This window comes from Pseudomonas sp. ADAK18, assembly GCF_012935695.1.
GTDB lineage: Bacteria > Pseudomonadota > Gammaproteobacteria > Pseudomonadales > Pseudomonadaceae > Aquipseudomonas.
Window position 1 is genome coordinate 5,413,520 of sequence record NZ_CP052859.1, and the last position, 14,097, is coordinate 5,427,616.

Annotated in this window: 14 protein-coding genes; 5 read left to right on the forward strand and 9 right to left on the reverse strand. The window is 60.5% G+C overall.

From position 1 onward, the window contains the following. Positions 1 to 55: 55 nt before the first annotated feature. A complete protein-coding gene (locus HKK55_RS24610) occupies positions 56 to 628 on the forward strand; it encodes a xanthine phosphoribosyltransferase (protein WP_169356975.1) in 573 nt (190 codons plus the stop codon). Positions 629 to 749: 121 nt separating this feature from the next. On the opposite strand, the gene HKK55_RS24615 is transcribed toward HKK55_RS24610, so the two are convergent. From HKK55_RS24615 to dadA, 6 genes are all read right to left on the reverse strand, one after another. Beyond that, on the reverse strand, positions 750 to 2,672 hold the full coding sequence (locus HKK55_RS24615) for an acetyl-CoA hydrolase/transferase family protein (protein ID WP_169356976.1): 1,923 nt from the start codon (positions 2,670 to 2,672) through the stop codon (positions 750 to 752). Positions 2,673 to 2,806: 134 nt separating this feature from the next. Then, complete coding sequence (locus HKK55_RS24620; RefSeq protein ID WP_169357947.1) at positions 2,807 to 3,223, reverse strand: cytochrome c5 family protein; 417 nt, start codon at positions 3,221 to 3,223, stop codon at positions 2,807 to 2,809. A gap of 182 nt (positions 3,224 to 3,405) precedes the next feature. Then, on the reverse strand, positions 3,406 to 3,954 hold the full coding sequence (locus HKK55_RS24625; RefSeq protein WP_155582465.1) for a cupin domain-containing protein: 549 nt from the start codon (positions 3,952 to 3,954) through the stop codon (positions 3,406 to 3,408). A 116-nt stretch (positions 3,955 to 4,070) separates the two neighbouring features. Beyond that, the gene (gene alr, locus HKK55_RS24630) at positions 4,071 to 5,144 is read right to left on the reverse strand and encodes an alanine racemase (protein ID WP_169356977.1); all 1,074 of its coding nucleotides are present in this window, start codon (positions 5,142 to 5,144) and stop codon (positions 4,071 to 4,073) included. 78 nt (positions 5,145 to 5,222) lie between these two features. Next, positions 5,223 to 5,576, reverse strand: coding sequence for a RidA family protein (locus HKK55_RS24635; RefSeq protein ID WP_169356978.1), 354 nt, complete (start codon positions 5,574 to 5,576; stop codon positions 5,223 to 5,225). Further along, positions 5,548 to 6,849: a D-amino acid dehydrogenase gene (gene dadA, locus HKK55_RS24640; protein ID WP_169356979.1), complete on the reverse strand. Its 1,302-nt coding sequence runs from the start codon at positions 6,847 to 6,849 to the stop codon at positions 5,548 to 5,550. The genes HKK55_RS24635 and dadA overlap by 29 nt, the downstream gene beginning before the upstream one ends. Before the next feature lie 155 nt (positions 6,850 to 7,004). Between dadA and HKK55_RS24645 the strand changes: the two genes are divergently transcribed. Next, on the forward strand, positions 7,005 to 7,493 hold the full coding sequence (locus HKK55_RS24645; protein ID WP_003206849.1) for an Lrp/AsnC ligand binding domain-containing protein: 489 nt from the start codon (positions 7,005 to 7,007) through the stop codon (positions 7,491 to 7,493). 143 nt (positions 7,494 to 7,636) lie between these two features. Here the strand turns inward: HKK55_RS24645 and HKK55_RS24650 are convergent, their stop codons facing one another. Continuing rightward, positions 7,637 to 7,990: a YkgJ family cysteine cluster protein gene (locus tag HKK55_RS24650; protein ID WP_169356980.1), complete on the reverse strand. Its 354-nt coding sequence runs from the start codon at positions 7,988 to 7,990 to the stop codon at positions 7,637 to 7,639. 115 nt (positions 7,991 to 8,105) lie between these two features. Between HKK55_RS24650 and HKK55_RS24655 the strand changes: the two genes are divergently transcribed. Continuing rightward, complete coding sequence (locus HKK55_RS24655) at positions 8,106 to 9,398, forward strand: FAD-binding oxidoreductase (RefSeq protein WP_169356981.1); 1,293 nt, start codon at positions 8,106 to 8,108, stop codon at positions 9,396 to 9,398. Between the two features lies 1 nt (position 9,399). On the opposite strand, the gene HKK55_RS24660 is transcribed toward HKK55_RS24655, so the two are convergent. Further along, on the reverse strand, positions 9,400 to 9,636 hold the full coding sequence (locus tag HKK55_RS24660; RefSeq protein WP_169356982.1) for a DUF1127 domain-containing protein: 237 nt from the start codon (positions 9,634 to 9,636) through the stop codon (positions 9,400 to 9,402). Positions 9,637 to 9,802: 166 nt separating this feature from the next. Between HKK55_RS24660 and HKK55_RS24665 the strand changes: the two genes are divergently transcribed. Together HKK55_RS24665 and HKK55_RS24670 are read left to right on the forward strand one after the other, a co-directional pair. After that, positions 9,803 to 11,236, forward strand: a complete 1,434-nt coding sequence (locus HKK55_RS24665) for a PLP-dependent aminotransferase family protein (protein WP_169356983.1) — start codon at positions 9,803 to 9,805, stop codon at positions 11,234 to 11,236. Between the two features lie 62 nt (positions 11,237 to 11,298). Further along, positions 11,299 to 12,864 (forward strand): phospholipase D family protein, encoded by a 1,566-nt coding sequence (locus HKK55_RS24670; RefSeq protein ID WP_169356984.1) that lies wholly within the window; start codon positions 11,299 to 11,301, stop codon positions 12,862 to 12,864. Here the strand turns inward: HKK55_RS24670 and HKK55_RS24675 are convergent. Beyond that, positions 12,861 to 14,003 carry an MFS transporter gene (locus tag HKK55_RS24675; RefSeq protein WP_169356985.1) on the reverse strand — a complete coding sequence of 381 codons (1,143 nt, stop codon included), beginning with the start codon at positions 14,001 to 14,003 and terminating at the stop codon, positions 12,861 to 12,863. The genes HKK55_RS24670 and HKK55_RS24675 overlap by 4 nt on opposite strands. Positions 14,004 to 14,097 lie beyond the last annotated feature (94 nt).

Here is a 14,097-nt window from a genome sequence, read left to right on the forward strand (position 1 = left end):
TCGACTACTTTTTAATCTACTTTCGGCGCCCGGGGCGCCAACAGAGGAAGCTTTCGTGGAAGCACTGCATAAGAAAATTCGCGAAGAAGGCATCGTGCTTTCCGATCACGTACTCAAGGTCGACGCCTTTCTGAACCATCAGATCGACCCGGCGCTGATGAAACTGATCGGCGACGAATTCGCCGCGTTGTTCAAGGATTCGGGCATCACCAAGATCGTCACCATCGAAGCCTCGGGCATTGCCCCGGCGATCATGACCGGTCTGAACCTAGGCGTGCCGGTGATCTTCGCCCGCAAGCACCAGTCCCTGACCCTGACCGAAAACCTGCTGTCGGCGACGGTATATTCCTTCACCAAGCAAACAGAAAGCACCGTGGCGATTTCCCCGCGCCACCTGACCAGCAGCGACCGCGTGCTGATCATCGATGACTTCCTGGCCAACGGTAAGGCGTCCCAGGCACTGATCTCGATCATCAAGCAAGCCGGCGCGACCGTGGCGGGCTTGGGGATCGTGATCGAGAAGTCGTTCCAGGGTGGGCGTGCGGAGTTGGACTCCCAGGGTTATCGGGTTGAATCCCTGGCTCGGGTGAAGTCCCTGGCGGGTGGGGTTGTGACCTTTATCGAGTAATCGATAACCCCAGCAATCTTGAGCGGGCACGGTTAAAAATGTGGGAGCGGGCTTGCTCGCGAAAGCGGCTACAACTGCATTCGCAGGCAAGCCAGCTCCCACATTTGATTTGTGTTGTCTGCTAATGCGCGGTCGCCTGTAAGCCGGCCAACAACAGCCGCTGATATAGGTCCTCTTTCAACCCATCCGGCTTCGCCAACCCCATCCGCTGCAAATGCTCGGGAAACGCCTCCGGCTCCGGTGCATCCAGTGCCGCCTTGCCCAGCTCGAAAATCTCCGTCAGCTTGAATTTGCTCTTGAGCCAGTTCAACGCTCGCAACAAATCCCGCTCTTCATCGGTGAAATCACAGCCCAACGGATACTCCGGGAACAACCGTGGATGCCGCGCCTGGATCGCCTGCAAACGCTCCGGCGTATTGTCGGCAAAACGCGGATTCAGCTGAAAATTCTTCGGCAGCTTGCCGGCCTTTTGCGCCTGTTCGATCAACGCTTCCTGGAACCGCGAGTCGGTGATGTTCAGCAGCGCCTCAATCACCTTGGCATCGGTCTGCCCACGCAAATCGGCAATGCCATATTCCGTGATGACGATGTCCCGCAGGTGCCGGGGAATGGTGCAGTGGCCGTACTCCCAGACGATATTGGAACTGACCTCCCCAGCCGACTCACGCCAACTGCGCAGAATCAGAATCGAACGCGCGCCCTCCAGGGCATGGCCCTGGGCAACAAAGTTGTATTGCCCACCCACACCACTCAACACCCGACCGTCTTCCAACTGGTCCGCCACCCCCGCGCCCAACAGAGTCACGGTAAAGGCACTGTTGATAAACCGTGCATCCAGACGCTGCAAACGCTTGAGCTCTTCCTGCCCGTACAGCTCGTTGATGTAGCTGATACGGGTCATGTTGAATTCAAGGCGCTTGCTCTGCGGTAGGTCCCGCAAGCGGTCATAAAAGCTGCGCGGCCCCAGGAAGAAGCCGCCATGTACCGAGATTCCGTCGGGCTGCGCAGCCTCGTCCAGAGTGCCGGCGTTGGCCCGTTCCTGGGTCGCGACATCCGGATAAACCTTGCGGCGGACAATCCCGGCATCCGCCAGCACCAGCAAGCCGTTGACGAACATTTCGCTGCAGCCGTAAAGACCACGAGCGAAGGGCTCGACCCCGCCCTCCCGGCTGATCAGCGGCGCCCACTGGTACACATCCAGATCGCTGAGCAACTGGCGATACGCTTCGTTGTCCGCCTGACGTGCCAGCAAGGCAGCCGTCAGCGCATCGCCCATGGAGCCGATACCAATCTGCAAGGTGCCACCATCACGCACCAGGGTGCTGGCGTGCAGGCCGATAAAGTGGTCCTGGCAGCCCACCGGCATGTTCGGCGTGGAGAACAGCGTGGTGCTGTCTTTCTCATCAATCAGGAAGTCGAACTCATCCATGCCCAGCTCGGCGTCACCGGGCATGTACGGCAAGTCGCCGTGGACCTGGCCGACCACCAAAATGGTCTCCCCCGTCTCGCGGCGCTTGGCGATCATCGGCAGCAGGTCGAGGGTGATGTCGGGGTTACAGCTAAGGCTCAAGCGATCCGGGTGTTCGCTGCTGCTGGCCACCAATTGCGCCACCAGGTTCAAACCGGCGGCATTGATGTCTCGGGCGGCATGGCTGTAGTTGCTGCTGACATAGTCCTGCTGCGCCGGGGCGCTGTTGAGCAGACTGCCAGGTTGCATGAAGAACTGTTCGACGTGGATATTCGCCGGCAGGCTGTCCTTGTGCAGGTCGGCAAGAAAATCCAGCTCCGGATAGTCGCCGAAAACCCGTTCGATAAAGGGGCCGAGGAAGCGTTTCTGCAAACCGTCGCCCATGGTCGGACGGCCCAGGCTCAAGGCCGTATAGATCGTCAGCGCCCGGTCCGGCAGTTTGGCGATGCGCCGGTACAGCGCATTGGCGAACAGGTTGGGCTTGCCCAGGCCCAGGGGCATGCCCATATGAATATGCGCCGGCAACCGCGCCAGTACGTCATCGACCGCTTGCTCGATTGAACACAACTGCACCATCCGACCCTCCCGAACATTCCATGAATTGGGGTTCGACCGAGCTTGCCGGGTCTTTGCTGCAAAGAACAGCCTCTAACGAAAAATCGCGGGCACAAAAAAGCCGCTGGTCAGCGGCTTTTTTAGCGAAGATCGGCTTATTTCAAGCCAGACATCTTCTCGATTGCGCCCTTGAGCTCGTCATCCGAGCAATCGGTACAGGTGCCTTTTGGCGGCATGGCGTTCAGGCCGGTGATGGCCTTGGCCAGCAGACCGTCGAGGCCACCTTGGTGGTCGGCACGGTCTTTCCAGGCGGCACTGTCACCAATTTTCGGTGCACCCAACAGGCCGGTACCGTGGCAAGCGTTGCAGTGTTTGGCAATCACATCATCCGGCGTTTTCGCGCCGCCACCGCCGCCTGCGGCTACAGCGACTTCCATCCCCTTGCACTCTTGCCCCTGGACGCAGACTTGGCCCACAGGCTCCAGGCGCTTGGCAATCTCATCATTGGTCGCAGCTTGAGCGCTGACAGCCCATAGGGCCAGTACGGTTGCTGGTGCAGCCAGCATTTTCATAATTAGGTTCACGCGTTCACCCTCAATGGTGGCTATTCACGCCTGCGGCCACGGTTTCGCAGGCGGCGAAAGTATAACGGTTAGCCCGCCCCGCTGAAACAACCCTATTATCCAAGGGGAGATTCATCACGACGGAATACTGCGTCGGGCACCTCTGCCATGCAAGCAGGACGCCTCTCTTCTTAAAAGTTCGCGGGTGTGGCTGCGCTGATTAGTCGCGCCGGCACATCGAACGGATTGCGAAAACGGTGCGGCTTGGTGCTTTCAAAGTAGTAGCTATCGCCGGCTTCGAGCACAAAAATTTCAAGACCGACCACCAACTCCAGGCGACCTTCCACCAGAATCCCGGTCTCCTCACCTTCGTGGGTGAGCATTTCTTCACCCGTGTCAGCGCCTGGCGGGTAGATCTCGTTGAGAAACGCAATCGCCCGGCTCGGATGCGCCCGGCCCACCAGTTTCATGGTGACGGCGCCGTCGGAGATGTCGATCAGCTCATTGGCTTTATAGACGATCTGGGTCGGTTTTTCCTGGAGGATCTCCTCGGAAAAGAACTCGACCATGGACATGGGAATGCCACCCAGCACCTTTCGCAAGGAACTGATGGAGGGGCTGACGCTGTTTTTCTCGATCATCGAGATGGTGCTGTTGGTGACACCCGCACGCTTGGCAAGCTCGCGCTGGGAAAGACCTTTCAGTTTACGGATGGATTGCAGTCGTTCGCCGACGTCCAATGCAGGAGCCTCCTAGGATTCAGGTCGTAAAGAAATTGAGCGTTATCATGGCGACAGCGTTCAGTATTTACAACACTTGGACCTAAATCCTGAGCTGCTCTGTTCGTAGCCGGCGGTTAAGTGCCGGAATAGAGCCGCGGCACTCGTCGCAGGTTGCAGAAAATCTGATAGGGGATGGTCTCGGCAGCGGTAGCAACGTCACTGGCGAGGATGTTTTTGCCCCACAGCTCGACGGTGGAGCCAAGCCCGGCCTGGGGGACGTCGGTCAGGTCGACACACAGCATGTCCATCGACACGCGACCGAGCAATTGGCTGCGCTGCCCCGCCACCAGCACTGGCGTACCGGTCGGCGCATGGCGTGGGTAGCCGTCGGCATAACCCATGGCCACCACCCCGATGCGCATCGGTTTGGGCGTGACGAACCTGGCGCCATAGCCCACCGGCTCACCCGCCGGCAGTTCACGTACGCAGATGACTTTCGACTCCAGGGTCATCACCGGCTGCAAACGTGCGGCGATCGCCTGGTCTTCACCAAAGGGCGTGGCACCGTAGAGCATGATGCCTGGGCGAACCCAATCACTGGAGACGTTCGGCCAGCCCATCACCGACGGCGAGTTGCGCAGGCTGACCTCGGCCGACAGGCCTTGGCGCGCCGCTTCAAATACCGCCACTTGTTCATTGCTGCGAACACAATCGAGCTCGTCAGCGCGAGCGAAGTGGCTCATCAAGACGATCTTGGCCACTTTGCCGCTGGCCAGCAGTCGCTGATAAGCCTCCTGGAAATCCTTGGGGTGCAGGCCGACCCGGTGCATGCCCGAATCCAGCTTGAGCCAGACGGTCAGCGGCTTGCTCAGGCGAGCCTGCTCGATCGCCTCCAATTGCCACAGCGAATGCACCACACACCAGAAGTCATGCTCGATGATCAGCGGCAGCTCGTCAGCCTCGAAAAAGCCTTCCAGCAACAGTACCGGCGCGCGAATCCCGGCGGCCCGCAATTCCAGTGCTTCCTCGATGCAGGCCACAGCAAACCCATTGGCCTCGGCTTCCAGCGCCTGGGCAACGCGCACGGCGCCATGGCCGTAGGCATCAGCCTTGATCACCGCGAGGGCCTTGGCCCCCGTGATTTCACGGGCCAGTTGGTAGTTGTGGCGCAGGGCTTGAAGGTCAATCAGGGCACGGGCAGGACGCATGGCGGCAGGCTTCTAGGCGGCAAGGGGAAGAAAAACCGGTACCGACCGACAGCGCCGGCACCGGGAGAGGGATTTTACTTAAGGCAGAGCGGCCACGACCGACAGCTCAACCAGGATTTCCGGTTCGCAGAGCTTTGCTTCAACTGTGGCACGGGCCGGGGCGACGCCTTTTGGCAGCCACTTGTCCCACACCGCGTTCATGCCGGCGAAATCGGCATCAATGTCTTTCAGGTAGATCGTCACCGACAGCAGCTTGCTCTTGTCGGTACCGGCCAGATCCAGCAAACGCTCGATATTGCCGAGGGTTTCACGGGTCTGCTGTTCAATCCCGGCGTTCATGTCGTCGCCGACCTGCCCCGCCAGATACACGGTACCGCTGTGGACAACAATCTGACTCATGCGCTCATTGGTGAGCTGGCGCTGGATTGACATGTTTTGCAGACTCCTGGTGGTTGCCGTAACGGGAAATATCGAGGCCTTCGGCACTGATCTGCGGCGTTTTTTTCGCCATCAAGTCCGCGAGCAAACGACCAGAGCCACAGGCCATGGTCCAGCCGAGGGTGCCGTGGCCGGTGTTCAAGAACAGGTTTTTGAATGGGGTGGCCCCCACAATCGGCGTGCCGTCTGGCGTGGTTGGGCGCAGGCCGGTCCAGAAACTGGCTTGGCTCAGGTCGCCGCCCTGAGGATAAAGGTCGTTGACGATCATCTCCAGGGTTTCACGCCGACGCGGGTTCAGCGACAGGTCAAAACCAGCTATTTCAGCCATGCCGCCAATGCGAATGCGATTGTCGAATCGGGTGATCGCCACCTTGTAGGTTTCGTCGAGAATGGTCGAGGTCGGAGCCATCGCCGGGTTGGTGATCGGCACAGTCATCGAGTAGCCCTTGAGCGGGTACACCGGCGCCTTGATCCCCAAAGGCTTGAGCAACTGCGGCGAGTAACTGCCCAGCGCCAACACGTAACGGTCGGCAGTTTCCAGCTTGCCGTCGACCCACACACCGTTGATGCGATCACCGGCGTAGTCCAGGCGCTGAATGTCTTGCTCGAAGCGGAATTCGACACCCAATTGCTTGCACATTTCGGCAAGACGGGTGGTGAACATCTGGCAGTCGCCGGTCTGATCGTTCGGCAGGCGCAAGGCACCGGCGAGGATATCGGTGACGTTGGCCAGGGCAGGCTCGACGCGGGCAATGCCGGCACGGTCCAACAGTTCGAACGGTACGCCGGACTCTTTCAGGACCGCAATGTCCTTGGCCGCGCCGTCGAGCTGGGCCTGGGTGCGAAACAGTTGAGTCGTCCCCAGGCTACGGCCTTCGTAGGCAATACCGGTTTCTGCGCGTAATTCGTCGAGGCAATCACGGCTGTACTCGGACAGGCGGACCATGCGCTCTTTGTTCACTGCATAGCGGTTGGCGGTGCAGTTACGCAGCATCTGCGCCATCCACAGGTATTGGTCGATATCGGCCGTAGCCTTGATCGCCAGCGGTGCGTGGCGCTGCAGCAGCCATTTGATGGCTTTGAGCGGAACGCCCGGGGCAGCCCATGGCGAGGCATAGCCTGGCGAGATTTGCCCGGCGTTGGCGAAGCTGGTCTCCATGGCAGCTGCCGGCTGACGGTCGACCACAACCACTTCAAAACCAGCCCGTGCCAAATAGTAGGCACTGGCCACGCCAATGACACCGCTACCCAAGACCAGAACGCGCATTTTATATCCTCATCACGGCTTGGCCGCTGACGTTTGTTGTTCAGTACACAGATACGCGCAGTATAAAAAGCAATCACCAGTGCATTTCACTATATAACTGCCTATATTTGGCGAGAATTCTCGGCAAAAACCCTTTTCACGGAGGCGCATCCCCTATGCGTACCAACACCCAGACCAAGCGGGAGCTGGACAAGATCGACCGCAACATCCTGCGCATCCTGCAAGCAGACGGGCGAATTTCCTTCACAGAGCTGGGGGAAAAGGTCGGGCTGTCGACCACGCCGTGTACCGAGCGGGTCCGGCGCCTGGAGCGCGAAGGGATCATCATGGGCTACAACGCCCGACTCAATCCGCAGCACTTGAAGGGCAGCCTGCTGGTGTTTGTCGAGATCAGCCTCGACTACAAGTCCGGCGACACCTTTGAAGAGTTCCGACGCGCCGTGCTGAAACTGCCCCATGTGCTGGAGTGTCATTTGGTATCGGGGGATTTCGACTACTTGGTTAAGGCGCGCATCTCGGAGATGGCTTCGTACCGCAAACTGCTGGGCGACATCCTGCTCAAGCTGCCCCATGTGCGGGAGTCCAAGAGCTATATCGTGATGGAAGAGGTGAAGGAGAGCTTGAACCTGCCCATCCCGGATTGAACCTGTAGCTGCGGGCACAAGCTGCTGTGGTCTTCTGTATCCGCTGCCGAGGCACGAGACTGCGATGCGTGTCCGCTCAAGGGTCGCTTCGCAACTCGTCGCAGCCTCGTGCCTTGGCAGCGGCTACAACCTGAGGATGATCTTCAGACCAGCACTTGGCGCGTGCTCGCCATGTACTCATGAATCTGTTTCTCGACCCGTGGGTGGATCAACTCCACCGGGCGGCGGCCGTTAGGGCACGGCAAGGTCGCCGTGGTCCCGAACAGCCGGCAAATCAGCGGCCGCTCGTCGTAGACGGTGCAGCCGTTAGGCCCCAGGTGTACGCAGTTGAGTTCGTCCATGGCCGCTTCCTGTTCGGCAGCGGTCTTACGGGGCAGGCGCGACATTTCTTCGGTTGAGGTGGTCACCGGCCCACAGCAGTCATGGCAGCCAGGGACACACTCAAACGAGGGAATCTGGCGGCGCATCGCGTTGACTTTCTGACTGTTGCAACTCATCGAAACACATACCAAACCACGAATAGGCGTGGATTCTGCCCTAAAAGCCCCCGCCGAGACAGCTCCGCCCGACCGCTGTATCCTGCGTCAAATTTTCCAAACACGGATGCTCTCCATGACCGCCAGCGCCCGGCACACCACCTCCTACTACGCCGCCAGCAGCCTGCCCCAGCCTGATTATCCGGTGCTGGCGGGAGAAGTGATGGCCGATGTGTGCGTGGTCGGCGGCGGTTTTTCCGGGCTCAACACGGCGCTGGAACTGGCCGAACGCGGCTTCAGCGTCGTGCTGCTGGAAGCACGCAAGGTCGGCTGGGGTGCCAGCGGACGTAACGGTGGGCAACTGATTCGCGGCGTCGGTCACGGCCTTGATCAGTTTACCAATGTCATCGGCACCGACGGCGTACGGCAGATGAAACTGATGGGGCTCGAAGCGGTGGAGATCGTGCGCCAGCGGGTCGACCGTTCACAGATCGCCTGCGACCTGACCTGGGGCTACTGCGACCTGGCGAACAAACCCCGTGACCTCGAAAGCCTCACCGCCGACGCCGAAGAACTGCGCAGCCTGGGCTATCGCCATGAGCTGCGTCTGCTGGAAGCCTCGGACATGCGCAGCGTGATCGGTTCCGACCGGTACGTGGGGGGCATGATCGACATGGGCTCGGGGCACCTGCACCCGCTGAACCTGGCCCTGGGTGAAGCCGCCGCCGCCCAACAGCTGGGCGTAAAACTGTTCGAGCAATCCGAAGTGCTGCGCATCGACTACGGACCGGAGGTCAAGGTCCACACCGCCCAGGGCAGCGTGCGCGCCAAAACCCTGGTGCTGGGATGCAACGCTTATTTGAACGGCCTCAACCCGCACCTGAGCGGTAAAGTGCTGCCCGCTGGCAGTTACATCATCGCCACCGAACCCTTGAGCGAAGCACAGGCCGCGGACCTGTTGCCGCAGAACATGGCGGTGTGCGATCAGCGGGTCACGGTGGATTACTTCCGGCTTTCAGCCGACCGGCGCTTGCTGTTCGGCGGTGCTTGTCATTATTCCGGACGGGATCCGAAGGACATCGGCGCGTACATGCGCCCGAAGATGCTGCAGGTATTCCCGCAATTGGCTGATGCGAAAATCGACTACCAATGGGGCGGGATGATCGGCATCGGTGCCAACCGCTTGCCCCAGATCGGCAGGTTGGCGGATCAACCGAATGTGTATTTCGCCCAGGCCTACGCTGGCCACGGCCTCAATGCGACCCACCTGGCCGGCAAGCTGCTGGCCGAAGCCATCAGCGGCCAGCAGGCTGGACGCTTCGATCTGTTTGCCAAGGTGCCCCACATCACCTTCCCTGGCGGCAAGCATTTGCGCTCGCCCCTGTTGGCGCTGGGGATGCTCTGGCACCGGTTGAAAGAACTGGTCTGAATCAACCGCGCCAGAAGGGTTTCAGGCCTTCTTGGCGCGCCTGTTCGGCACTCAGGCCGATATCCCGTAGTTGCTCCGGCGTCAGTTCCAACAAGGCTTGACGCGTGTGCCGGCGGAGCCAGAACAAGGCCCATCGGCTGAGTCCGGAGCGCGTATTGCGCGCCGACATCAATCGCTCCTGCCCTGCCTCCAGTTCCTGACTGTGTAACGCCAGCCGCACATCGCTCAAACCGCTCATTTTCCTGTCCCTCATTTGCTTGTTGCCATGAGTGAACAGGATGAGCCAACCGCAAAAACCATGACAGATTCAACAGACCTGTATTAATTCCATACAGATACTGCCTATCTGCCGCTGAATCCTGTATTTTCAGCCTATCTGTACTGGTCTCTCGGGAGCGACCACCATGACTCTTTATGTAAACCTCGCCGAACTGTTGGGCACCCGTATCGAACAAGGCTTCTATCGCCCCGGCGACCGACTGCCTTCGGTGCGGGCCTTGAGTGTTGAACATGGGGTCAGCCTGAGCACCGTGCAGCAAGCTTATCGGTTGCTGGAAGACAACGGCCTGGCGATGCCCAAACCCAAATCCGGCTATTTTGTACCGGTGGGGCGCGAGTTACCGGCGTTGCCAGCAGTAGGCCGTCCGGCCCAGCGGCCGGTGGAAATTTCCCAGTGGGACCAAGTGCTCGAACTGATTCGCGCGGTGCCACGCAAAGACGTCATACAGTTGGGCCGGGGCATGCCGGATGTATTGTCACCGACCATGAAACCCCTGCTCCGCAGCCTGGCCCGCATCAGTCGACGCCAGGACATGCCAGGCCTGTATTACGACACCATCCTCGGCAGCCTAGAGTTGCGTGAACAAATTGCCCGCTTGATGCTGGACTCAGGCTGCCAGCTGGGGCCCCAGGAACTGGTGATCACCACCGGCTGCCATGAGGCGCTGTCCGCCAGTGTCCGCGCCATTTGCGAACCCGGCGATATCGTTGCGGTGGACTCGCCGAGCTTCCACGGCGCCATGCAAACCCTCAAGGGCCTGGGCATGAAAGCCCTGGAAATTCCTACCGACCCATTGACCGGCATCAGCCTCGAAGCCCTTGAATTGGCCCTGGAGCAGTGGCCGATCAAGGTCATCCAGCTGACCCCCAACTGCAACAACCCCCTGGGCTACATCATGCCGGAGTCGCGCAAACGCGCACTGCTGACCTTGGCCCAGCGCTTTGACGTGGCGATCATCGAAGACGATGTGTATGGCGAATTGGCCTACAGCTACCCGCGACCGCGCACCATCAAATCCTTCGACGAAGACGGCCGCGTCCTGCTCTGCAGCTCGTTCTCGAAAACCCTGGCACCCGGCCTGCGGATCGGCTGGGTCGCGCCCGGTCGCTACCTGGAGCGGGTGCTGCACATGAAATACATCAGCACCGGCGCCACCGCCACCCAACCGCAGATCGCCATTGCCGAGTTTCTCAAGAGCGGCCATTTCGAGCCCCATTTGCGGCGCATGCGCACTCAATACCAGCGCAACCGCGACTTGATGCTGGATTGGGTCAGCCGCTACTTCCCCGCCGGCACCCGGGCCAGCCGTCCGCAAGGCAGTTTCATGCTGTGGGTAGAGCTGCCGGAAAGTTTCGACACACTGAAGCTCAATCGAGTACTGATCGACCAAGGCGTACAGATTGCCGTGGGCAGTATCTTCTCTGCCTCCGGGAAATACCGTAACTGCCTGCGGATGAACTACGCTGCCAAACCGACGCCCCAGGTTGAAGAGGCCGTGCGCAAGGTCGGTGTGGCCGCCATCAAGCTGCTGGCTGAAACCGAACAGGGCCAGGACTGACCTTTCGCGAGAAATACCCGTCATATGCCGACAACCGCCCTGCTTCGGAACCGACATCCTTGATGAGCCAACGGCTTTTACCGATTTTCCTGCTGGGGGTCCTGGGTCTGGGCGGCTGCGCGACTGTGGATGTGCCGCGCACCCCGAGCGATGCCATTCCCGCCAAGGATTCCTCCTTCGGCCGTTCTATCCAGGCACAGGCCGCGCCTTATCAGGGCCGCTCCGGTTTTCGCCTGCTGCCCAACAGCAGCGAAGCCTTCATGGCCCGCGCCGAACTGATCCGCAACGCCCAGATCAGCCTCGACTTGCAGTACTACATCGTCCATGACGGCATCAGCACGCGGATGCTGGTGGATGAACTACTTAAGGCCGCCGACCGTGGCGTGCGTGTACGTATCCTGCTGGACGACACTACCAGCGACGGCCTGGACCAGATCATCGCCACCCTCGCCGCCCACCCACAGATCCAGATTCGCCTGTTCAACCCACTGCACCTGGGCCGCAGCACCGGCGTGACGCGTGCCATGGGCCGGCTGTTCAACCTGTCGCTGCAACACCGGCGCATGCATAACAAATTGTGGCTGGCAGACAACAGCGCGGCCATCGTCGGTGGGCGCAACCTGGGGGATGAGTATTTCGATGCCGAACCCAACCTGAACTTCACCGATATCGACATGCTCAGCGTCGGTCCAGTGGCCGAGCAGTTGGGGCATAGCTTCGACCAGTACTGGAACAGCGCCTTGAGCAAGCCCATTGGCGACTTCATCTCCAGCGCGCCGTCGAAAGGAGACTTGGCCAACGCCCGCCTGCGCCTGGAAGACTCTCTTGCCGAATCCCGCCAGCAAAACCATGCCCTGTACAACCGCTTGAGGGCCTACAAGACCCAGCCGCGCATGAACATCTGGCGCCACGAGTTGATCTGGGCCTGGAACCAGGCGTTGTGGGACGCGCCGAGCAAAGTCCTGGCCAAGGCCGATCCCGATCCACAGTTGCTGCTGACCACCCAATTGGCGCCGGAACTGCAGGGCGTCAACCATGAGCTGATGATGATTTCGGCCTACTTCGTGCCTGGGCAGCCCGGCTTGGTGTACCTGACCGGCCGTGCCGACGCAGGGGTGTCGGTGAGCCTGCTGACCAACTCCCTGGAGGCCACTGATGTGCCGGCGGTCCATGGCGGTTACGCGCCCTATCGCAAGGCCTTGCTGGAGCATGGGGTGAAGCTCTATGAGTTGCGCCGCCAACCGGGGAATGGCGGCGGCAGTGGCCCTCATCTGTTTCGCAGCGGTTCGCTGCATGGCTCCGATTCCAGCCTGCACAGCAAGGCGATGATCTTTGATCGAGAGAAGTCGTTTATCGGCTCGTTCAACTTCGACCCGCGATCAGTGCTGTGGAACACCGAGGTCGGGGTGCTGGTGGACAGTCCGGAACTGGCCGAGCACGTGCGCAACCTGGCGCTGGAAGGCATGGCGCCAGAGTTGAGCTATCAGGCGAAACTGCAGGATGGCCAGGTGGTGTGGGTGACTGAAGACCACGGCCAGTTGCACACCCTGACCCGGGAACCGGGCACGTGGTGGCGCCGGTTCAATGCCTGGTTCGCCACCACCGTAGGCCTGGAGCGCATGCTTTAGGCCGGCTGGGTTGCGCCGAATGCACCCTGGCGCAGCAACAGCACCACCAACCCCAACGCGCCCGCCGCCATCAACAGCGGCAAGGCATGCCCACTGATCCACTGGCTACCCGCACCCGCTGCCAATGGCCCGATCAAGCAGCCGATACCCCACAGTTGCGCAATGTGGGCATTGGCGCGCACCAGCGCATCGTCACGATAGCGCTCACCAATCAGGATCAACGACAAGGTGAACAAACCACCGGCACTGGCGCCGAACAGCACCCACACCGGCCAGATCAGCAGCGTATCCATCAACACTGGAATTGCCAGGCTCGACGCCAGCAACAGCAGCGCACAGCCGAGAAACAGGGTACGCCGGGGCAGGTAATCCGCCAGTGCACCGATAGGCAGTTGCAACAGCGCATCACCGACCACCACGGTACTGACCATGGCCAGGGCAATCTCGGCGGTGAAGCCTTGCTGCAGGCAATACACCGGCAACAGCGTAAGAATCATCGCCTCAAAGGCCGCAAACAACGCGACAGCCCAAGCGATCGCCGGTAAGCCTCGACAAAAGTTCAGCAAGTCGCCAAAGGTCACGCTGAAGGATTCCGCCGTCGGCGCCCCCGAACGGCCCATCAGCAGGATCGGTGAAAAGGTCAACAATCCCACGCCGACCCAGATACCCGCATTGGTATCAGTCTCCAGGACGCCCAACAGCAACGGCCCCGACAGCTGGCTCAAGGCATAGCTGCTGCCATACAGCGCTACCAGCCGACCGCGCCATTGCTCGACGACCAGTTGATTGATCCAGCTCTCGCCGAGGATAAACACGATGGTGAGGACAACCCCAATCATCAGTCGCAGCAACAACCACACCGGGTAACTGGGCAACACCGCCAGCAGGCCGATGGAGATAGCACCGGCCCACAGGCACAGGCGCATCAGGTTCGCCGTGCCCAGGCGTGACGCCAGCCGACTGGAGACCTTGGCCCCCAGCAAAACGCCAAAGGCCGGCATCGCTGCCATTACGCCAATGGCAAAGCTGCCATAGCCCCAGCTTTCCAGGCGCAAGGACACCAGCGGCATGCTCACGCCCAAGGCCAGGCCCACGCTCAGTACCGAGGCCAGGACGGCGAAGTAAGTCGCCCAACGCATTTCCACGCTCCTGTGGATGATTATTTTGCAGACGCCAGAAAATACTGTGGGAGCCGGGCTTGCCCGCGATGCAGGCACCTCGGTGCGTCAGTCA

Excerpts from the sequence above, each read along its gene's own strand:
- alr (WP_169356977.1), bottom strand. The coding sequence starts at position 5,144 with ATGCGTCCTGCCCGTGCCCTGATTGACCTTCAAGCCCTGCGCCACAAC.
- HKK55_RS24660 (WP_169356982.1), bottom strand. The coding sequence starts at position 9,636 with ATGAGCGGTTTGAGCGATGTGCGGCTGGCGTTACACAGTCAGGAACTG.
- HKK55_RS24645 (WP_003206849.1), top strand. The coding sequence starts at position 7,005 with ATGCGTACCAACACCCAGACCAAGCGGGAGCTGGACAAGATCGACCGC.
- HKK55_RS24670 (WP_169356984.1), top strand. The coding sequence starts at position 11,299 with ATGAGCCAACGGCTTTTACCGATTTTCCTGCTGGGGGTCCTGGGTCTG.
- HKK55_RS24620 (WP_169357947.1), bottom strand. The coding sequence starts at position 3,223 with ATGAAAATGCTGGCTGCACCAGCAACCGTACTGGCCCTATGGGCTGTC.
- HKK55_RS24665 (WP_169356983.1), top strand. The coding sequence starts at position 9,803 with ATGACTCTTTATGTAAACCTCGCCGAACTGTTGGGCACCCGTATCGAA.
- dadA (WP_169356979.1), bottom strand. The coding sequence starts at position 6,849 with ATGCGCGTTCTGGTCTTGGGTAGCGGTGTCATTGGCGTGGCCAGTGCC.
- HKK55_RS24650 (WP_169356980.1), bottom strand. The coding sequence starts at position 7,990 with ATGAGTTGCAACAGTCAGAAAGTCAACGCGATGCGCCGCCAGATTCCC.
- HKK55_RS24675 (WP_169356985.1), bottom strand. The coding sequence starts at position 14,003 with ATGCGTTGGGCGACTTACTTCGCCGTCCTGGCCTCGGTACTGAGCGTG.
- HKK55_RS24615 (WP_169356976.1), bottom strand. The coding sequence starts at position 2,672 with ATGGTGCAGTTGTGTTCAATCGAGCAAGCGGTCGATGACGTACTGGCG.
- HKK55_RS24635 (WP_169356978.1), bottom strand. The coding sequence starts at position 5,576 with ATGTCAATCCAGCGCCAGCTCACCAATGAGCGCATGAGTCAGATTGTT.
- HKK55_RS24655 (WP_169356981.1), top strand. The coding sequence starts at position 8,106 with ATGACCGCCAGCGCCCGGCACACCACCTCCTACTACGCCGCCAGCAGC.